Raw genomic sequence first — 18625 nt, 5'->3', positions numbered from 1 at the left:
GCGGCTTAAAAATCGCCCGGCGCACACTGCAGGCAGGTCAACCCCTCCGCACGCCAGAAATCAACCACCGCCTGACGATCGTCGATCACCAGCCAGGGGGCGTAGCCGTCCGCCTTAATCTGTTCCAGCAGCGCCTTTTTCACGACCTCATCCGGGAGCGTATCCTCCCCGTCCGGCCGCAGATAGAGCGTATCAAAAGGGATGCAGTGCCGCTCCAGCCACTCCTGGGTATGACGCTGAAAGCTGGCAGGCCGCCCGCTGCAGATCACAATCTTCTGCTGCTGAGCGCTCAACAGCCCTACCAGACGGCTGATGGCCACGCTCGGCAGCGCCTCCGCCATATGGGCAAAAAAGGGCTGCCACTGCTTTTCCGGGCCTAAGACCCACTCGCGTACCGCCTCGGCGTCAAACTCGGCCAGGGTACCGTCGATATCTACGATCACACACTGTTCAGTCAGCATTCATCTTCTCCAGCGGAATAATTTTCCAGTCGTCAGGGGTAGCGCCAGGCAGGATCCAGAGCGGAGCGACGTTGCCGACCCGCTCGCCATGGGGCGTGCCGGTTGCCAGCAGGCGGATCACGCGGAACACGCCAGAGTGCGCCACAATCAGCGGCGTATCGTACTGCGCCAGCAAAGTATTCAGGGCATCGGTCACGCGCATACAGAAAGGCTGCCAGGCTTCCCCATTCGGCGGTGTCTCCTCGTAGGGCGTCTGCTGGCTGAGCGGATGGCATTCAAGATCGCCCCAGTCCCGCTCGCGCAGGTCGGCAACCAGGGTCAACGCTGCTCCAGGCAGCGCCAGCTCTGCGGTACGTCGGGCGCGCTGCTGCGGGCTGACGGCAACGATGCTCCATGAGCGGTTTAACAGCAGCGGTGCGGCATCGCGAGCCTGCTGCTCGCCCGTTGCCGTCAGCGGGACTTCGGTACGTCCGCCAATCAGGCGATCGCGGTTGAGCGGCGTCTCACCGTGGCGAACAAAGACAAAAGGCTTAGGCAGTAGCGTCATGCTTCTATCCTGAAACGGGGTTGGGTAAGGATGTCGCAGCCCAGCGCCTGCTGCCAGTGCGCTGCGTGAACACCAGGGGTAAACAGCGGTACCAGTTGGCGACAGTCCAGCATCGCTACCAGCTTTTGCAGACAGCGCCGCGTAGGGTGAACATTCCAGCGGCAGAAATCGACCTCGCCTCGTTGATGCTGCTCCCGGGCGCGCTGGTTCATATGCCCGGTAAACAGGGTGCGATGCCGGAAATCAGCGCAACGCCGCAGTTCGCCCACCATGCCGTGCTGTCCGTCCGGATCGGCGGCCAACATAACCGACGCGTCAGCGGTAAACGGCGGCAGGTTGCGTACCAGCTGTCGAAGCTCATGCTCCACGCCGGGGATCAGGCTGCCGTCGTTATGCTCCGCCATCAGGGTCAGCATCTCGCGGCAGGCGTCATCCATCACCACGTCATTCATGCCTCGCCGCGCCAGCAGCAGAGCCATCTCCACTGCCCGTCCGGAGGGCGGAACCGGACAGAGCACAGGCCGCTGCACGTGCAGCCACAGAGCCTCAAGCTGCTGATGCTGAGGCGTATCGTATAGGCCATACGAGGCGTCCATCAGCGCGACCGCCGCAGGCGGGGGCGGATCGAAATGAAACAGCGCTGACTCCAGGCTAACGTCGCCGCTGTAGAACAGGCCCCCCGGCACATCGAGGTGGAACCAGATCCCACCCCAGGCATGGCCGCTGCTGCCGGTGGTAACCGTCAATTCGCCGAGGGAGAACTGGCCGCGCACAGGTATCGGGTGAACGTTCGATCCCGTCGGCAGCGCGCGGGCCGTTACGGCGCTACAGTAGATCGGCACCGAGGCGGGCAGCCGCGCCAGCCCGGCAATATGATCGATATGATCGTGGCTGAGCAGCACGGCATCCAGCCGATCCGGTACCGGCCAGTCATCGGCTCCCGGCTCCAGCGAGCCGCCAGCGTCCAGTAAAATGCGCTGCGTGGGGGTGGCCACCAGAATGGCGGCGGGCGCTTTATCATGCAGCCCGCTGATAATCTCAATCTGCGTCGTCACGCCGCCTCCAGCCGCCAGCCCTGATGCAGGCGCACGGTAGTCAGCTGCTGTTCGCGCAGCGGCAGGTGATGGAAAGCCGTAAGCGGCTGCCCATCGGCCAGGCGCAGCGCCAGCAGGTAGCGCTCCCCCTGATAGATGCAGTTTTCAACGGTAGCGGCAAGGCCGCCCTCACCTATTTCAACATGCTCGGGACGTACCAGCACCGGGTAGCGCACGCCATCGCTCACGCTTAAGCCATGATGAAGCTGTGCACCATCCAGCTGACGGCCCTGCGCCGCACTCGCAAGGTTCAGCACGCTGCCCTTACCAATAAAGCCCGCAACCCATGCGCTGTGCGGCTGCTGATAAAGCTCCTGCGGCGTTCCCCACTGCATCAGCTCGCCCCGATGCATCACGGCGATATGGCTGGCCAGCGCCATCGCCTCCGCCTGATCGTGGGTGACGTAGACAAAGGTTGCCCCAGTGCGGCGATGAAATTCGCGGAAAGTCTGCTCCATGGTAGCCCGCAGATGGCGGTCGAGATTCGCCAGCGGCTCATCGAGCAGCACTACCTGCGGCTCGGAGACCAGGCAGCGCGCCAGCGCCACACGCTGACGTTGCCCACCGCTCAGCTCCTGCGGTGAACGGTCGGCATACGCCCCTAGCTCCACCACCTCAAGGGCAGCCATCACCTGCTTATGCCGCGCCGCGCCGTTCACTTTTTTCAGCTTCAGCGGGTAACCAACGTTCTCCGCTACCGTCATATGCGGCCAGAGGGCGTAAGATTGAAAGACCATCCCCATGTTGCGCGCTTCCGGCGGCAGATGGGTGTCGGCATCGGCCAGCAGCCGGTTGCCCAGCGTCAGACGGCCATCAGAGAGCCGCTCCAGCCCGGCCAGAATGCGTAGCGTGGTGGTTTTTCCGCAGCCGCTTGGCCCGAGCAGCGCCGTAAATGCGCCTTCGGGAATGGTCAGGCTCAGATCGCGTACCACAGTCTGGTCGCCGAACGTTTTACTCAGGTGCTCCAGGCTCAGTTCTGCCATGGGATGACTCCTTTGGGTAGATAGCGGCCAAGACCGCTCAGCATCAGCATCACCAGCGCTACCAGCGCGACGACCATCACGGAGATGGCGGAGGCCAGCACCTTATCGCCGCTCTCATCAAGATTGAAAATCACCACGCCGAGGGTCTCCTTGCCCGTACTCCACAGCAGCGCCGAGACGGTCAGCTCGTTTACCGCCGTCAGAAATACCAGCAGTGCGCCAGCGAAGGCCGCCGGGGCCAGCAGGGGTAACACGATATGCCGCAGCCGCTGGGAGAAGTTCGCTCCGGCCAGGCTGGCCGCCTCCTCCATGGCCGGATCGAGTTGCAGCATGCTGTTGTGCAGCGGCTTCAGGCAGACGGTGAGAAAGCGCGCCAGGTAGGCGAAGAAGATGATCAGCAGCGTGCCACTCAGGCTGATGCCAATAATGGGCAGCGGTCGGGCGAATAGCAGGATGCAGGCGATGGCCAGCACCACGCCGGGCAGGGTATAGGGAATGTCGATCGCACTGTGCAGCCAGCGCAGCGGGCGTGCAGGAAAACGCACCAGCAGCCACGCCAGCGGCAGGCTCAGCAGCATCAGCACCAGCGCAGCGGAGACCGAGAGCAGCAGGCTGTTGCTCAGCGCGCGCCAGGTGGCGCTGCCGCTCTCCAGCATCGCCTGGTAAGCGTTAAAGGTTAGCGTCCTGGCCGTCAGCGGCACGCCAAGGGTCGGCACCAGTGAGGTCGCAACCAGCGCCAGCAGCGGGGCCAGCAGAATAGCGGCCAGCACCGTGCCCAGCAGCAGCTCGGTGGCAAGACGCCACCTGCCAAGCTGGAAGTCGAGCGCCCGTCCGGCCATGCCGATCAGCGGCAGCGCATGGCGGCGCTGGAGATAGCCCTGCAGGGAGACAATGCCGATCGCCAGCACGCCCATCAGCACCGACAGCGCCGCTACGTCACTCAGCATCGACGGCCCGAAGCTCGACAGCGACTGGTAGATCTGAATCGGCAGTACAAAATAGGAGATGGGAATGCCCAGCATGGCCGGAATACCAAAGTTGCCCAGCGCGGAGACGAAGGCTATCGCCGCCCCGGCCCACAGTGCGGTACGGCACAGCGGCAGCACGATGTCGATAAACACCCGCCACAGCGAAGCGCCATTGAGCCGCGCGGCCTCGATCTGCTCTTTCGGCAGACACTGCAGTTGGGTGCGCAGGGCCAGGAAGACCAGCGGCGCGTGCTGGATCCCCAGCAGCAGAGCGATCCCCTCGGGGGAGTAGAGCGGATTGGCACTGCCAAACGACGGCGCAATGCCGAGGCTGTTAAGCAGGATGCTGCTCGGCCCGAAGAGCTGGAGCCAGCTCAGAGCCGTCACCTGGGGTGGGATCATCATCGGCAGCATAAACAGGAATACCCAGACCTGCTTGAGGCGAATATTGGTCAGAGCGAGGCAGAAGGCAAACAGTCCGCCCAGCAGCAGCGAAAGCAGCGTACCCAGGCCGCTGGTATAGAGGCTATTGTAGAGCGCGGTCCAGGTCGTCGGGTTGCTGAGCACTCGCCACAGGCTGCTGCTGCTCCCCTGCTGCCAGTCGAGCAGGGCCGAGACCAGCAGCCGCAGGCTCGGCAGCAGGCTCAGGAGTGCTACCAGGCCGAGCAGCAGCCAGAGCAGCCCCTTCGGCGGGCCGCTGCTGGCGGGTTGACGGAGGGTCATGGTGATCATCAGTTAGCGGTTTCCAAACAGATCGGCGAAGCGTTTTTTATTGGCGTCGGTATCCGCCAGCGCCTGCGCCGGGTCATACGGCATCAGCTTGATGCTGTTCCGCGCCGGGAAGCCTTCCGGGGCTGGGAGGTTCGCATCAGCAGGCAGATAGCCCTGCTTCAGCACCAGGCGCTGCCCTGCGTCCGACAGCACAAAGTCGATAAAGGCTTTCGCCCCGTTCGGGTTTTTCGCGCTCTTCAGCATCGCTACCGGCTCGGTCACGATGCTGACGCCCTCTTTCGGGAACACGAACTCAATCGGTGCGCCCTTAGCTTTTTCGCGGATCGCCATGTAGTCCACCAGTACGCCGTAGCCCTTGCTGCCGGAGGTAATGGCGTTCATCACCGCGCCGTTCCCACTCTGGGGCATCGCGCCGTTGGCCTTCAGCTTTTCGTACCAGGCAAAGCCAAGCTGCGGATCGTTCATCAGCGTTGCCATATGGATCTGCGCCGCGCCGGAGTAGAGCGGGCTGGGCAGCGTGGTCATGTTCTTGAGTTCAGGCTTGAGCAGATCCTGCCAGGAGCCAGGCTTCACCGGCGCCCGGGTGTTGTAGGCAATCCCGGTGGTGATCAGCTTGGTGCCGTAGTAGTAGCCCTGCGGATCGTAGAGCTGGGCGTCGTAGCGGCTGGCCTCAGGGGATTGATAGGCCGCCAGCAGATCCTGCTTTTTCAGCGACTCCATGGTGACGCTGTCGGCAATCAGCAACACGTCCGGCGCGGCACCGCCTGCCGCCAGCTCGGCCTGCAGACGCGCCGTCAGCTTGGTGGTGCCGTCGCGGATCCATTTGACCTCAATGTCCGGGTGCGCCTTTTCGAAGGCAGTGACGGTCATCTGGGCATCTTCGTTCGGCTGGCTGGTATAGAGCGTCAGCGTGGAGGCGGCGAGAGCCGGCGTGCTTAACGCGGTTACGATAACGGCTGCCAGCGCGGTGTGCTTCATCATGGTCTCTTCCCTCTGTTTTCGTTGTGATGATTAAAACAGGGAAATCTGACAAAAATATGACCAGCTTTTTTCGTAGTAATAATTTCACATTCGCGCGCTAGCATGATGAAAAAGAGTGCTAAAAGGAGCGAATAATGACCCCCGAATCCCGCCGCACGGCAATTGTCGAGCTGGTGACGGCGCACGGCGAAAGCAGCATCGAGCAGCTGGCGCAGCACTTTGGCGTCTCACTGCAAACCGTGCGTAGCGATCTGCGAATGCTCACCTCGGGCGGGCTGCTGCTGCGGCGTCACGGCATGGTTGCCCCTTTCGCCCGCGAAAATATTGGCTATCAGCAGCGCGAGATCGTCAATATTGCGGGCAAACGCTGGATCGGTGAACGTACGGCGCTGCTGCTGGGCAGTTACCTGAGCTGCTTTCTCGGTACCGGCACCACCGTTGAGATGGTGGCCCGGGCGCTGCCGGAGGAGAGTCGGCTGGCGGTATTTACCAATAACCTGCACGCTGCCGGGGCGCTGAGCCGTCTCGCCGCCTGCGAATTGACGGTAGCGGGCGGGCGCGTCCGCAAACGCGATCTGGACGTGATCGGCAGCGATGCCCAAACCTTTTTCAGTCGTTATCGGGTTGATGCGGGGGTGGTCTCAGTAGGCGGGATCGGCGAGGCGGGCCAACTTTATGACTATAACGATGATGAAGTCGCGGCGCGCCGGGCGCTGGTCGCCAGCGCTGCGGTGAGCGTGCTGGTGGTGGACAGCACCAAGTTTGGCCGGACGGCGATCTGCCAGAACGGCAGCGTAGGGGATTTCGATTATATCATCAGCGATCGACCGCCGACGCCACAGCAGCATGTGGTCATTAAGCAGAGGGGGAAAGCGTGGCTAAGCCAGACGTAGGCCGGGCCAGCGCTCACGCCGCCCGGCATTTTCATCTTACGCCTGACGCAGATTCTGCGCCGCTTTTACCATGTTCGCCAGCGCCGCCCGGGTCTCCGGCCAGCCGCGTGTTTTCAGGCCGCAGTCCGGGTTAACCCACAGGCGCTCGGCCGGAATGCGATCCGCCGCTTTCTTCAGCAGGGTCTCGATCCACTCTACGTCCGGCACGTTGGGCGAGTGAATATCGTAGACCCCCGGCCCAATCTCATTCGGGTATTCAAAGGCCTCAAACGACTCCAGCAGCTCCATATCCGAGCGCGAGGTTTCGATAGTGATCACGTCCGCATCCAGCGCGGCGATAGCGTCCATGATGTCGTTAAACTCGCAGTAGCACATGTGGGTGTGGATCTGCGTCTCGTCCTTCGCCACCGCGGCGTTGATACGGAAGGCTTCCACGCCCCACGCCAGGTAGGCATCCCAGTCGCTGCGCTTCAGCGGCAGCCCTTCGCGCAGGGCAGGCTCATCAATCTGGATGATGCCAATGCCGGCCGCCTCCAGATCTGCTACCTCATCCCGTAACGCCAGGGCGATCTGTTTGGCGATGGTTTCCCGGCTAACGTCTTCACGCGGGAAGGACCAGCAGAGAATGGTCACCGGCCCGGTCAGCATCCCTTTTACCGGCTTGTCGGTGAGAGACTGGGCATATTTCGCCCACTCAACGGTGATCGCCTCCGGACGGCTGACGTCACCGATCACCACCGGCGGCTTCACGCAGCGGGAGCCGTAGCTCTGTACCCAGCCGTTCTGGGTAAAGACAAAGCCGTCCAGGTGCTCGCCGAAATACTCCACCATGTCGTTACGCTCGGCTTCACCGTGCACCAGCACGTCGAGGCCCAGCCGCTCCTGCTCGGCAATCGCCTGCTTGATGTGCTCAGCGATACCGGTACGGTAGTTGCCCGCGTCTAAACGCCCCTGCTTAAAGTCCAGGCGCAGACCGCGGATCTCGGTGGTCTGCGGGAACGAGCCGATGGTGGTCGTCGGCCAGGCAGGCAGGTTGAATCGCGCCCGCTGGGCCGCTGCTCGCTCCGCGTAGGGGCGCGTGCGCTGGCTATCCTCGGCGGTAATTGCCGCCAGCCGTTGTGCCACCGCCGTGTTGTGCACCCGTGTCGAGTCGCGGCGCGCCTGGATCGGGGCGCTCCATTCAGCCAGAGGCGCAGTGTCGCCGCCGTTCAGGGCATCGCGCAGCAGAGCCAGCTCATGACATTTTTGCAGGGCGAAGGCAAACCAGCTCTTCACCTCGGCATCCAGCCGCGTTTCAACGCTCAGGTCGATGGGGCTGTGCAGCAGTGAGCAGGAGGAGGCGACCCACAGATCGCGCTGGCCGGCGATGTCTTTGATCTGGGTATATTTCTCGCTGAGATCGGCCCGCCAGACGTTACGGCCGTTTACCAGCCCGGCAGAGAGCAGCCAGTCGGCTGGCAGACGGCGATGCAGCTCGGCTACGTCATCCTTGCCATGCACCAGGTCAACGTGCAGGCCCTGCACCGGCAGCGCAGCAATGGTATCAAGGTTCGGCGTCACGCCTTCGAAATAGGTGGTCAGCAGCAGCTTCACCTGTCCTGCCAGCGCCTCATAGGCGGGCTTAAAGGCGTTCAGCCACGGCTGGGGCAGCTCCAGCACCAGTGCTGGCTCGTCAATCTGTACCCACTCAACGCCGCGTTTTGCCAGCTCGGCCAATACCTGCTGATAGACCGGCAGGATCTCATTCATCAGGCTAAGGCGATCAAACTGCTCACCCTTTACCTTGCCCAGCCACAGGTAGGTTACCGGTCCCAGCAGGACGGGCTTCACCCTGTGACCCAGCGCCAGCGCCTCGTCCACTTCATCCAGCAGTTGGGTCCAGGTCAGCGTGAACTGCTGAGCTTTAGTGAACTCCGGCACCATGTAGTGGTAGTTGGTGTTAAACCACTTGGTCATCTCTGCCGCTGCCGCTGGCTCACCCGTTGGTGCACGGCCGCGGCCAATGCGGAACAGGGTGTCGATATCGACCGATCCATCTCTGTTCTGATGACGAGCCGGCACGTTGCCAAGCAGCAGGCTGGTGGTCAGAACATGGTCGTACCAGGCGAAATCGCCCACCGGCAGCAGGTCAATACCTGCCTGCTTCTGCTGCTCCCAGTGGCGAGCGCGCAGCTCGCGGCCTACCGCCAGTAGCGCCTCCTGGGTGGTGTTACCCGCCCAGTAGCTCTCTTGTGCCTTCTTCAACTCGCGACGCAGACCAACGCGAGGAAAACCGAGGGTGTGGTTCAGTACTGTCATGGTATGCCCCTTGTGAATTTTGGGATTTTAGACGTCCAGATGTTTACACATCTATAATGTGAAGGTACTGTATATTCCTCAAGCGCAAAATGTTCATGGCGAAGTGAAGGACTTTCATGATCGAAATTAAACACCTGAAAACGCTCCAGGCGTTACGGAACAGCGGATCGCTGGCGGCCGCGGCAGCCACGCTGCATCAGACACAGTCCGCCCTCTCCCATCAGTTCAGCGATCTCGAACAGCGTCTTGGCTTTCGTCTCTTCATACGCAAAAGCCAGCCGCTGCGCTTTACGCCGCAGGGCGAGATCCTGTTGCAGCTGGCGAACCAGGTGCTGCCGCAGATTAGCCGTGCGCTACAGGAGTGTAACGAGCCGCAGCAGGCCACCCTACGAATTGCCATTGAGTGCCACAGCTGTATTCAGTGGCTCACCCCCGCGCTTGAGAATTTCCGTGCCAAATGGCCGCAGGTAGAGATGGATTTCAAATCCGGAGTGACCTTCGATCCCCAGCCAGCATTGCAACAGAGCGAGCTGGACGTGGTGCTGACCTCAGACATTTTGCCCCGTAGCGGGCTGCACTATTCACCGATGTTTGATTATGAAGTGCGACTAGTGCTGGCCCCGGATCATCCGCTCGCCACGAGGGCGCGCATTACCCCGGAGGATATTGCCGCTGAAACGCTGCTGATCTATCCAGTACAGCGCAGCCGGTTGGATATCTGGCGTCACTTTCTGCAGCCGGCGGGCATTAACCCGATGGTGAAGAGCGTGGATAATACTCTGCTGCTGATCCAGATGGTGGCGGCCCGAATGGGTATCGCGGCACTGCCGCACTGGGTGGTGGAGAGCTTTGAGCGCCAGGGCCTGATTGTGACCAAGACCCTGGGCGAAGGACTGTGGAGCCGGCTGTACGCGGCGGTGCGCGATGGCGAGCAGCGTCAGCCGGTGACGGAGGCGTTTATTCGCTCAGCGCGGAACCATGCGTGCGACCACCTTCCCTTTGTGCGGAGCGCGGAGCGACCCAGCGGCGATGCACCCACAGGGACGCCACTATCACTGCACCCCCAAGGATAAAGCTCGGCCAGTGGGGCTGCTCCTGCCAGATGGCAAGGTTAACCAGCAGCCCTGCCGGGACGTGCATATTGTTCATAATCCCGAGCGTACCGGCGTCCACCTGGGTTGCGCCGTAGTTCCACATGAAGTAGCCAATCCCCGATGCCACCACCCCGAGAAACGCCAGGATGCTCCACTGTAAGGTAGTCTCCGGCAGCTTCTGCGCGTTGCCCAGCGAAAACCAGGCTACCACCGCCACCAGGAACGCGCCCAGATAGAACCAGGCGAAGGCGTTATGCTGCGGCATCGGGCGGGTCTCCATCAGGCGCTTGTAGCCCACCATACCAATGGCAAAGCTGATGTTAGAGAGCTGCACCAGCAGCAGTCCGGTCCAGAAGTGGTTGGTTACCTGATCGTAGCGGATGATCCCTGCCCCAATTACCGCCAGCAGCGCGCTCAGCGCATAGCCCCAGCGCAGTCGGCGTCGGCTCATCAGATCGTAGATCAGGGTGATATAGAGCGGCGTCAGGACGGTAAACAGCAGCAGCTCGGAGACCGTCAGATAGAGATAGGCGCGGAAGCTGAGCATATACATGATGCCCAGCTGCATAGCCCCTACCAGCATATAGAGACCAATGGTTTTCAGGCCGTGACCGCGCGTGCGCAGGAAAGGTAAAAAGACCAGCGCCGCCAGCCCAACGCGCATCAGCACGGAGAAGTAGCTGTCAATATGTCCGGCGAGGTATTCGCCATACAGGCTAAAGGAGAAGGCCCACAGAACGGTGGTGATAATCAGTAACGCCACAATGAGTGTCTCGTTGGTTAATGAGCGCTCATTGTAGCGGAGTTACCGGTTGACGACTGGTTAATAATTAATCAATCAAGAAACAGCTTACGCAGATAGTTTGGTACAGCGTTGTCGCCGTTGGTGCCGATCACTTCCAGCTGCGGATAGAGATCCTTCAGGCGCTGGTGCGCGTTCGCCATGATGCAGCCCTTGCCCGCCATGGAGAGCATCTCGGCGTCGTTCATCCCGTCGCCAAAGGCAATGCACTCTTTCAGGCTGTGGCCCATCGCAGTGGCGACCGCCTCCAGCGCATGGCCTTTCGAGACGCCGCCCGCCATCACCTCAAGACAGGTCAGGGTAGAGAAGCTGACGTTGACGCGATCGCCCCAGCGGGCATTAATCGCCTGCTCCAGCGGCAGCAGCGGTTCATGGGTGTCGCAGGTGAAGAATACCTTGCTGATCCCCTCCGGCTCCAGCAGGCCCGGCTCAAAAAGCGAGTACTGAAATACGGCTTCTTTGAAAAAGCGCATTTCATCTGGACGGTGGCGGTTGATAAACCATTCGTCGTCGCGGTAGACGTTGGTATCAATGTGCGGGTTGCTGTGCATCACGCCAAACAGATCCTCAGCAATTTCGCGATCCAGGTTATGCGTAAAAACCAGATTACCATCGGTATCGTGCACCCGCGCGCCGTTAGAGGTGATCATATAGGCCTTGATGCCCAGGTTATCGCGGATCTGTCCCACATCAACATGGTGACGGCCGGTGGCAAAGACAAAGTTTACGCCGCGGGCGGTCAGCAGCTTCAACGTCTCTTTGGCATAGGGAGAGAGTGAGTGGTCGGGAGAGAGCAGCGTGCCATCTAAATCAGACGCAACAACCTGATACATAATAAAATTTAACCTCTGGTCGGGCGGCGAACCGCCGAATTAGTTATGCCTGTCGAAAAAATCAACGATGGCGTTAAGCGCGACTGAGCGCATGGTGTCCTTTTCAAAAAGGATCTCATGGTACGCGCCTTCTATCACCAGCGGCCTGCCACCCTCACAGGGATGGCCCGCTGCGGCGCGGATCTCACAGAAACGATCGTGCATACGGTTATCGACCACACGCTCCTCCTCTGCTTGCAGCAGGAGCATCGGCGTCGCATCCTGTGCCGCGCCTGCCAGTACCTTTTCACCAGCAAGGATGCCCTCTCGCACCCAGTGGTTGGTCGGCCCGCCGACGCGCAGCTGCGGATCGTCAGCATAGCAGCGCAGGTTGCGCCGGTAGCGTACCCGGCTATGAGTGAGTACGTTAATGCTAAACGGCAGCGCATGCCAGCGTCCGGTACCCAGCGCGTAGCTCTCCCGAAATGGCTGATAGCCTTCGGCCCAGTTCAGGATATGACGTACCATCCACTCGGGTAGGCGGATAACAATACCAAACATGGGCGCGCAGAGCGCTATCGCATCGCATAATTGCGGCTGGCGCTGGAGCAGCAGCGTAGCAATCGCCCCGCCCATTGAGTGGGCCAGAATATAGCGCTTACGCCACGGTCCCGGTACAACCTCTTGCTGCCAGAAGGCCTGCAGATCGTCAACGTAGTCATCAAAACTGTCAACGTGGCCGCGATGGCGGTCGGGCAGGATCCGTCCGGAACGCCCCTGCCCGCGATGGTCGATGATCAGCACGTCAAAACCGAGATGGAACAGATCGTAGGCAAGCTCGGCATATTTGACGTAGCTTTCAATGCGCCCTGGGCAGACAACAATTACCCGATCGTGATCGGCAGCATGAAAGCGAACAAAACGCACCGGAATGTCATCCACGCCGGTAAACTCTGCTTCCTCACGCTGCCGCCAGAAATCGGTCAAGGGTCCGTGCGTGAAAGCCGCAAAGGCATTTTCTCTTGTTTCCCACCCCTTTTTCTGCCGAAACATTGGGTTTCCGCCCCCGGTCGTCTGTAAAATTGTTTTTTTATGACTCGTGATACAACACGTTAACAATAGCGTATTGTTGCATAAAATATATCGTTCAGGGAGTTTCGCATGACCTTCGAGTGGTGGTTTGCCTATCTGCTTACCTCAATCATCCTCAGCCTCTCGCCAGGCTCCGGCGCGATTAATACCATGACTACCGCCATCAGCCACGGTTACCGCGGCGCAGCGGCGTCGATTAGCGGCCTGCAGGCTGGTCTGGCGATCCATATCGTGCTGGTTGGCGTCGGCCTCGGGACGCTCTTCTCCCGCTCGGTGCTGGCTTTTGAGGTGCTGAAGTGGGCGGGCGCGGCTTATCTGGTCTGGCTGGGCATTCAGCAGTGGCGGGCCGCCGGTGCGCTGGATCTTAACACCCTCGCACAGACCCAGTCTCGCGGACGCCTGTTTAAACGCGCCGTCTTCGTGAACCTGACCAACCCCAAAAGCATCGTGTTTCTTGCGGCACTGTTCCCGCAGTTTATCAATCCGGATCAGCCCCAGGTGATGCAGTATCTGGTGCTTGGCGTCACCACCATTGTGGTGGATATCATCGTGATGATTGGCTATGCCACCCTGGCAACGCGGATTGCGGCGTGGATCAAAGGACCGCGCCAGATGAAGGCGTTGAACCGGGTATTCGGCTCGCTGTTTATGCTGGTCGGCGCGCTGTTGGCATCAGCAAGGCACGCCTGATTAACACTGGAGCATGCTCGCACCGTCAGGGTAATACACTGCACGTTCGACCATGCTCTCTCGACGCTTCCCGCAGGCAGAAAAGTTTCCTTTTTTCTACGCTGTTGGTCCTGCGCGACCAATGCCAGAATGCCGCCTGACACTCTCATTTAAGGATGATGAACGATGGCGGAGACCGCTACACCGCATGACGCGGTATTCAAAACGTTTCTTTCCCGTCTGGAAACCGCACGGGATTTTATCGAAATTCACCTCCCGCCCTCGTTAATCCGCATCTGTAAGCTTGATACTCTGCATCTGGAGTCGGGCAGCTTCATTGAAGACAGCCTGCGTCCCTTTTACAGCGACGTTCTCTATTCGCTGGAGACCGTCTGTGGGCGTGGCTATGTACACATTCTCATTGAACATCAAAGCTCACCGGACAAACTCATGGCGTTTCGTCTCATGCGCTACGCAGTAGCGGCAATGCATCGGCATCTTGAGGCGGGGCATAAAACCCTACCGCTGGTGATCCCGATACTCTTCTATCAGGGACGTCGCAGCCCTTATCCCTGGTCTCTGAACTGGCTGGAGGCGTTTAGCAATCCGGATATTGCTCGTCAGCTTTACAGTACGCCCTTTCCATTGGTGGATATCACCGTTATCCCCGACGATGAGATCATGCAGCACCGCAGCATGGCGGCCTTGACGCTAATTCAGAAACATATTCGCCAGCGCGATATGGCGCAGCTTTTGGACAAGCTCACAGTTTTGTTGATGTTGGAGCAGATGAGCGGACAACAAATAACCACGCTGATAAACTACATCGCACAGGCGGGGGAAGCACAGGACGTTCAGACACTGTTATTTGGACTGGCACAGCGTGTGCCGCAGCATGGAGAAACACTGATGACGTTTGCAGAGAAATTACGCAATGAAGGCATGCAAGAAGGGAAACGCGTTGCCATACAAGAAATTGCAGAAACAATGCTCAGGCTGGGCCTCGATTCTGAGGCAATAATGAAGATCACAGGCCTGTCAAAAGACGAACTGCAGCAGCTACGACACTGAAACGCGACCCGCCCGGTTAAAACCGGACGGGCGAATGCTTAACGAGAAATAATCAGGTGCAGGCCAAAGGCGGTGAAGAGCGCGCCAGCTACGCCGTCGATCCACTTCGCCATGCGCTGATAGCCGCGGCGCATCGCCGGCAGAGCAAACAGGCTCGCCACCAGGGTAAACCAGGCGAAGGTCTCCAGCGCGATCAGCACGAAAATGCCCCAGCGTGCCGTTTCACCGACGCTGTCACCCACAAACAGTGAGAAGACCGAGCCGAAGTAGATAATCGCTTTTGGATTTGCCAGATTGGTCAGCAGCCCCTTCACAAAGCTACGTCCGCCGGTTGCCAGCTCAACCTGCGGCGCAGGTGCATTGATGACCTCTTTCTTCAGCGCCCCGCGCAGCATCTGGTAGCCCATCCAGCAGAGGTATAGCCCACCGCCGACCATAATGATGGTGTGCAGCCAGGCCATTTTTTCGAGGATTAGATTGAGGCCAAGCAACGCTACGCCTGCCCAGATCATGACGCCGAGGGTGATCCCCAGCACGCCCATCATCGCCTCTTTTCGCGATCGGCTGACGGCGGTTTGCGAGACAAAAAAGAAGTCCGGGCCAGGACTCATCAGCGCCACCAGATGGACCAGCGCCACGGTCAGAAATAGCGTCAACATAGATTACTCGTGGGGAAAGATTGATCAGGCTACTATCCTGGCACCTTTTCGCCCCGCTGACTACTCGTCGTCGCCGTCGACGTGCTCACGAATAAGCGTCATAAACGGCTTGCCGAAGCGCTCAAGCTTGCGCATCCCGACGCCGTTCACGCTGAGCATCTCACTGGCGGTGATTGGCATCTGCTCGGCCATCTCGATCAGTGTGGCATCGTTGAAGACCACGTAGGGTGGAATATTCTCTTCATCAGCAATCGCCTTACGCAGCTTGCGCAGTTTGGCAAACAGCTTGCGGTCGTAGTTGCCGCCGAAGACTTTCGGATTTGCCCGCGCCTTCACCACCACCACGCGCGGCACGGCAAGCTGGAGCGGCACTTCACCACGCAGGAATGGACGCGCGGCCTCGGTAAGCTGTAACGCCGAGTGCTGAGCGATATTCTGCGTCACCACGCCGAGGTGGATAAGCTGGCGGATCACGCTCACCCAGTGCTCCGTTGTCTGGTCACGACCTTCGCCATAGATCTTGAGCTTGTCATGGCCCATGTCGCGAATACGCTGGTTATTGGCACCGCGCAGCACTTCTACGACATAGCCCATACCAAAGCGCTGGCCGACGCGGTAGATAGCGGAGAGTGCTTTCTGAGCGTCCACCAGCCCGTCGTAGCGGCGCGGCGGATCGAGGCAGATATCACAGTTGCCGCACGGCTCCTGACGTCCTTCGCCAAAGTAGTTCAGCAGCACCAGACGGCGGCAGGTCTGCGCTTCGGCAAACGCCCCCATCGCGTTGAGCTTGTGGCGCTCAATATCCTGCAGCTGGCCTGGGGGTTTCTCCTCCAGGCATTTACGCAGCCAGCCCATGTCCGCCGGATCGTAAAAAAGCATCGCCTCGGCAGGCAAGCCATCACGCCCGGCGCGGCCGGTCTCCTGATAGTAGGACTCAATGTTGCGCGGAATATCAAAGTGCACCACAAAGCGCACGTTGGGTTTGTTGATCCCCATCCCGAACGCCACGGTAGCCACTACGATCTGCAGATCGTCGCGCTGGAACTTCTCCTGCACGTCGGCGCGAATGCTGTTATCCAAACCAGCATGGTAGGCACCAGCACTAAAGCCACGAGCCTGTAAGCGCGCGGCGGTATCCTCTACCTTAGCGCGGCTGTTGCAGTAGATGATGCCAGATTTGCCACGCTGCTCCTGAACGTAGCGCAGGAGCTGATCGAGCGGCTTAAATTTCTCCAGCAGCGTATAGCGGATGTTAGGTCGGTCGAAGCTGCTAACCTGGATCAGCGGATCGCGCAGCCCGAGCAGATGCACAATATCGCTGCGGGTGGTGTCATCCGCCGTTGCAGTCAGCGCCATGAAGGGGACGGACGGGAAGCGGGCGCGCAGCTGGCCGAGTGCAGCATACTCAGGGCGGAAATCGTGACCCCACTGCGAGATACAGTGCGCCTCGTCAACCGCCACCATACGCGGATCCCAGTGGGCGAGATGCTCAAGGAAGTTATCCAGCATCAGACGTTCCGGCGCGATATAGAGCAGGCGGATCTGGCCGCTGCGGCAGCCCGCCATAATGGCCTGCTGCTCCTCTCGGCTCTGGGTAGAGTTCAGGCAGGCGGCTGCCACGCCATTCGCGAGCAATTGGTCGACCTGATCTTTCATCAGGGAGATCAGCGGCGAGACTACCACCGTTAACCCGCCCTGCACCAGGGCCGGAATTTGATAGCAGAGGGATTTCCCGCCGCCGGTCGGCATTACCACCAGACAGTCGCGCCCCTCGAGCACGGTCTCAATGATGGTCTGCTGGCCCGGGCGGAACTGCTGGTAGCCGAAGGTTTCCCGCAAAACCTGCACTGCCCCCGACTCCAGATTCAATACTTCCGCCTGCGCCACGTTAACCCCATCTGCCTTCAAAAAATGACTCTGCCTTAAAAAAGATCGTTAAGCATAACGCCCACGCCTACGCGTGTCTGGTTAAAGTTGTAATCAATTAATGATTCACCGTAACCGCTGTAAACCTGAGTATACAAGCGCACATGCTTCGTGACCGGATAGCTCAGACCCAGCTCGGCGCCGCCGTAGCCGGTGTTCCAGTTGTACTGCCCTTTGGCACTCAGAATGGCCTCACCCAGCTCGTAACCGATCTTAAGCTGGTAGTACCCCATGTACTTGGTGATATCCGGGTTATCATCGGTATCGCCCACCACAAACCAGGGTTTGACCTCTACAAGCCAGTTATCGTTCTGCGCCATCAGGCGGCTATAGATTCGGTTCCAGCTGCGGGAGGTAGGATCGGAGCGACCGTTAGAATCGTGATTATACCCGAACTCCACGTCGCGCAGCGTCCAGCCAGCCAATTCATAATCGGTGGCAAAGCCAAGGAAAAGCTGCGGCTCGTAGTTAGTTTCACGAAACGGCGAGGATTCACCGCTATTGGAGAGCTGCCACCAGGACTTCTGCGTATAGGAGGCACCCAGAACCGAGTTTGGCCCCATGATACCGCGCCAGAATGGGAATGCCAGGCTGAGCTGGAATTTTACCTCATCTTTGCGAGCATTGTCGGACCAGTTATAGGTGCTGATTGCCTCTTTGTTGAGATCGCTGGTCACCGTATAGAGCAGATAGTTTGACTCATAGGGATAGAGCGTAAAGGGGTTATCGTGCTCCTGTAACATATTCGCGATAATGCTGCCGCGTACCGCTGGCGCATCGTGTACTGCTTTAACCGTGGCTTCCTGCGCTAATGCTGAAAAAGGCAGTGCGATGGCTGACAAAAACCAGGGCAGATACGTCCGCATCGGTTTTGCTCTCCTGACCAAAAATGTTGAAATGGGTAATATTCAGACACCTATTTTACATATTTCTATAAACGCTGCGCAGCTATCGTTTCTGAAAGTGGAAAACAACAATTAAGAAGCATAAAATCAACAACTCATTAACTACCGGACGTATAAAATAATGTCAGCCGTTCTTACCGCCGAGGAAGCTTTACAGCTGGTGGGTGAAATTTTTGTTTATCACATGCCCTTTAACCGTGCGCTGGGGCTAGAGCTGGAGCGCTACGAAAAAGCGTTTGCCCAGCTTAGCTTTAACAACCAGCCGATGATGGTCGGCAACTGGGCGCAAAGCATCCTTCACGGCGGGGTGATCGCCTCTGCACTGGACGTCGCGGCTGGCCTGGTCTGCGTTGGCAGCACCCTCACCCGCCATGACACTATTGCTGAAGAGGAGCTGCGCACGCGCCTTGCAAAGATGGGCACTATCGATCTGCGCGTTGACTATCTGCGACCCGGGCGGGGCAATCGCTTTACCGCCACCAGCAGCCTGCTGCGGGCGGGTAACAAAGTTGCCGTGGCCCGTGTCGAACTGCATAACGAAGAGCAGCTCTATATCGCCAGCGCCACCGCCACCTATATGGTGGGTTGAGGTGCCAAAATCGGGTAACATGCTGTTACTTTTTTGCTAACGGATTTGG

The 18625-nt window shown here is 59.5% G+C and carries 18 protein-coding genes; 5 read left to right on the top strand and 13 right to left on the bottom strand.

Annotation, left to right across the window (positions count from 1 at the left end):
• Positions 1-5: 5 nt before the first annotated feature.
• Genes RTN40_RS19740 through RTN40_RS19715 form a run of 6 tightly spaced genes read right to left on the bottom strand, consistent with a single transcriptional unit; the run spans position 6 to position 5766 of the window.
• Positions 6-461 (bottom strand): hypothetical protein, encoded by a 456-nt coding sequence (locus RTN40_RS19740; protein WP_312229892.1) that lies wholly within the window; start codon positions 459-461, stop codon positions 6-8.
• Positions 451-1008, bottom strand: coding sequence for a histidine phosphatase family protein (locus RTN40_RS19735; protein WP_312229891.1), 558 nt, complete (start codon positions 1006-1008; stop codon positions 451-453). Before RTN40_RS19735 ends, RTN40_RS19740 begins: the two co-directional genes overlap by 11 nt.
• Positions 1005-2063 carry an MBL fold metallo-hydrolase gene (locus RTN40_RS19730; protein ID WP_312229890.1) on the bottom strand — a complete coding sequence of 353 codons (1059 nt, stop codon included), beginning with the start codon at positions 2061-2063 and terminating at the stop codon, positions 1005-1007. The genes RTN40_RS19735 and RTN40_RS19730 overlap by 4 nt, the downstream gene beginning before the upstream one ends.
• Complete coding sequence (locus tag RTN40_RS19725) at positions 2060-3085, bottom strand: ABC transporter ATP-binding protein (RefSeq protein ID WP_312229889.1); 1026 nt, start codon at positions 3083-3085, stop codon at positions 2060-2062. Before RTN40_RS19725 ends, RTN40_RS19730 begins: the two co-directional genes overlap by 4 nt.
• Positions 3073-4776, bottom strand: coding sequence for an iron ABC transporter permease (locus RTN40_RS19720; RefSeq protein WP_312229888.1), 1704 nt, complete (start codon positions 4774-4776; stop codon positions 3073-3075). Before RTN40_RS19720 ends, RTN40_RS19725 begins: the two co-directional genes overlap by 13 nt.
• 12 nt (positions 4777-4788) lie before the next feature.
• The gene (locus tag RTN40_RS19715; protein ID WP_312229887.1) at positions 4789-5766 is read right to left on the bottom strand and encodes an ABC transporter substrate-binding protein; all 978 of its coding nucleotides are present in this window, start codon (positions 5764-5766) and stop codon (positions 4789-4791) included.
• Between the two features lie 134 nt (positions 5767-5900).
• On the opposite strand from RTN40_RS19715, the gene RTN40_RS19710 reads away from it, so the two are divergent.
• Positions 5901-6659, top strand: a complete 759-nt coding sequence (locus tag RTN40_RS19710) for a DeoR/GlpR family DNA-binding transcription regulator (RefSeq protein ID WP_312229886.1) — start codon at positions 5901-5903, stop codon at positions 6657-6659.
• A 36-nt stretch (positions 6660-6695) separates the two neighbouring features.
• On the opposite strand, the gene metE is transcribed toward RTN40_RS19710, so the two are convergent.
• A complete protein-coding gene (gene metE / locus RTN40_RS19705; RefSeq protein WP_312229885.1) occupies positions 6696-8957 on the bottom strand; it encodes a 5-methyltetrahydropteroyltriglutamate--homocysteine S-methyltransferase in 2262 nt (753 codons plus the stop codon).
• Between the two features lie 116 nt (positions 8958-9073).
• On the opposite strand from metE, the gene metR reads away from it, so the two are divergent.
• Entirely contained in the window at positions 9074-10030 is a 957-nt protein-coding gene (gene metR / locus RTN40_RS19700; protein ID WP_312229884.1) for an HTH-type transcriptional regulator MetR, read from the top strand.
• Here the strand turns inward: metR and RTN40_RS19695 are convergent.
• The 3 genes from RTN40_RS19695 to pldB form a co-directional block, all read right to left on the bottom strand.
• The gene (locus RTN40_RS19695) at positions 9915-10814 is read right to left on the bottom strand and encodes a carboxylate/amino acid/amine transporter (RefSeq protein ID WP_312229883.1); all 900 of its coding nucleotides are present in this window, start codon (positions 10812-10814) and stop codon (positions 9915-9917) included. The two genes, metR and RTN40_RS19695, sit on opposite strands and share 116 nt — an antisense overlap.
• A gap of 71 nt (positions 10815-10885) precedes the next feature.
• Entirely contained in the window at positions 10886-11686 is an 801-nt protein-coding gene (gene yigL / locus RTN40_RS19690; protein WP_312229882.1) for a sugar/pyridoxal phosphate phosphatase YigL, read from the bottom strand.
• A gap of 39 nt (positions 11687-11725) precedes the next feature.
• Complete coding sequence (gene pldB, locus RTN40_RS19685) at positions 11726-12718, bottom strand: lysophospholipase L2 (protein WP_312229881.1); 993 nt, start codon at positions 12716-12718, stop codon at positions 11726-11728.
• A 108-nt stretch (positions 12719-12826) separates the two neighbouring features.
• Here pldB and rhtB point away from each other — a divergent pair, with 108 nt between their 5' ends.
• Positions 12827-13447, top strand: coding sequence for a homoserine/homoserine lactone efflux protein (gene rhtB, locus RTN40_RS19680; RefSeq protein ID WP_312229880.1), 621 nt, complete (start codon positions 12827-12829; stop codon positions 13445-13447).
• A 165-nt stretch (positions 13448-13612) separates the two neighbouring features.
• Positions 13613-14497 (top strand): Rpn family recombination-promoting nuclease/putative transposase, encoded by an 885-nt coding sequence (locus RTN40_RS19675; RefSeq protein ID WP_312229879.1) that lies wholly within the window; start codon positions 13613-13615, stop codon positions 14495-14497.
• 38 nt (positions 14498-14535) lie between these two features.
• On the opposite strand, the gene rhtC is transcribed toward RTN40_RS19675, so the two are convergent.
• Genes rhtC through pldA form a run of 3 tightly spaced genes read right to left on the bottom strand, consistent with a single transcriptional unit; the run spans position 14536 to position 17948 of the window.
• Positions 14536-15156, bottom strand: coding sequence for a threonine export protein RhtC (gene rhtC, locus RTN40_RS19670; RefSeq protein ID WP_312229878.1), 621 nt, complete (start codon positions 15154-15156; stop codon positions 14536-14538).
• A gap of 60 nt (positions 15157-15216) precedes the next feature.
• The gene (gene recQ / locus RTN40_RS19665; protein ID WP_312229877.1) at positions 15217-17043 is read right to left on the bottom strand and encodes an ATP-dependent DNA helicase RecQ; all 1827 of its coding nucleotides are present in this window, start codon (positions 17041-17043) and stop codon (positions 15217-15219) included.
• 35 nt (positions 17044-17078) lie between these two features.
• A complete protein-coding gene (pldA, locus tag RTN40_RS19660; RefSeq protein WP_312229876.1) occupies positions 17079-17948 on the bottom strand; it encodes a phospholipase A in 870 nt (289 codons plus the stop codon).
• A gap of 160 nt (positions 17949-18108) precedes the next feature.
• On the opposite strand from pldA, the gene yigI reads away from it, so the two are divergent.
• Entirely contained in the window at positions 18109-18576 is a 468-nt protein-coding gene (gene yigI / locus RTN40_RS19655) for an acyl-CoA thioesterase YigI (protein ID WP_312229875.1), read from the top strand.
• Positions 18577-18625: the final 49 nt, after the last annotated feature.

It is taken from the genome of Pseudescherichia sp. (genome assembly GCF_031987975.1).
Classification (GTDB): domain Bacteria; phylum Pseudomonadota; class Gammaproteobacteria; order Enterobacterales; family Enterobacteriaceae; genus Pseudescherichia.
The sequence above is the reverse complement of the archived record's forward strand: the minus strand, read 5'-3'. Positions and strand labels throughout refer to the sequence as shown.

What these genes read in the sequence shown, in the direction of transcription:
- RTN40_RS19740 (WP_312229892.1), bottom strand. Translation starts at nt 461, where the DNA reads ATGCTGACTGAACAGTGTGTGATCGTAGATATCGACGGTACCCTGGCC.
- RTN40_RS19735 (WP_312229891.1), bottom strand. Translation starts at nt 1,008, where the DNA reads ATGACGCTACTGCCTAAGCCTTTTGTCTTTGTTCGCCACGGTGAGACG.
- RTN40_RS19725 (WP_312229889.1), bottom strand. Translation starts at nt 3,085, where the DNA reads ATGGCAGAACTGAGCCTGGAGCACCTGAGTAAAACGTTCGGCGACCAG.
- RTN40_RS19720 (WP_312229888.1), bottom strand. Translation starts at nt 4,776, where the DNA reads ATGACCCTCCGTCAACCCGCCAGCAGCGGCCCGCCGAAGGGGCTGCTC.
- RTN40_RS19715 (WP_312229887.1), bottom strand. Translation starts at nt 5,766, where the DNA reads ATGATGAAGCACACCGCGCTGGCAGCCGTTATCGTAACCGCGTTAAGC.
- RTN40_RS19710 (WP_312229886.1), top strand. Translation starts at nt 5,901, where the DNA reads ATGACCCCCGAATCCCGCCGCACGGCAATTGTCGAGCTGGTGACGGCG.
- metE (WP_312229885.1), bottom strand. Translation starts at nt 8,957, where the DNA reads ATGACAGTACTGAACCACACCCTCGGTTTTCCTCGCGTTGGTCTGCGT.
- metR (WP_312229884.1), top strand. Translation starts at nt 9,074, where the DNA reads ATGATCGAAATTAAACACCTGAAAACGCTCCAGGCGTTACGGAACAGC.
- yigL (WP_312229882.1), bottom strand. Translation starts at nt 11,686, where the DNA reads ATGTATCAGGTTGTTGCGTCTGATTTAGATGGCACGCTGCTCTCTCCC.
- pldB (WP_312229881.1), bottom strand. Translation starts at nt 12,718, where the DNA reads ATGTTTCGGCAGAAAAAGGGGTGGGAAACAAGAGAAAATGCCTTTGCG.
- rhtB (WP_312229880.1), top strand. Translation starts at nt 12,827, where the DNA reads ATGACCTTCGAGTGGTGGTTTGCCTATCTGCTTACCTCAATCATCCTC.
- RTN40_RS19675 (WP_312229879.1), top strand. Translation starts at nt 13,613, where the DNA reads ATGGCGGAGACCGCTACACCGCATGACGCGGTATTCAAAACGTTTCTT.
- rhtC (WP_312229878.1), bottom strand. Translation starts at nt 15,156, where the DNA reads ATGTTGACGCTATTTCTGACCGTGGCGCTGGTCCATCTGGTGGCGCTG.
- pldA (WP_312229876.1), bottom strand. Translation starts at nt 17,948, where the DNA reads ATGCGGACGTATCTGCCCTGGTTTTTGTCAGCCATCGCACTGCCTTTT.
- yigI (WP_312229875.1), top strand. Translation starts at nt 18,109, where the DNA reads ATGTCAGCCGTTCTTACCGCCGAGGAAGCTTTACAGCTGGTGGGTGAA.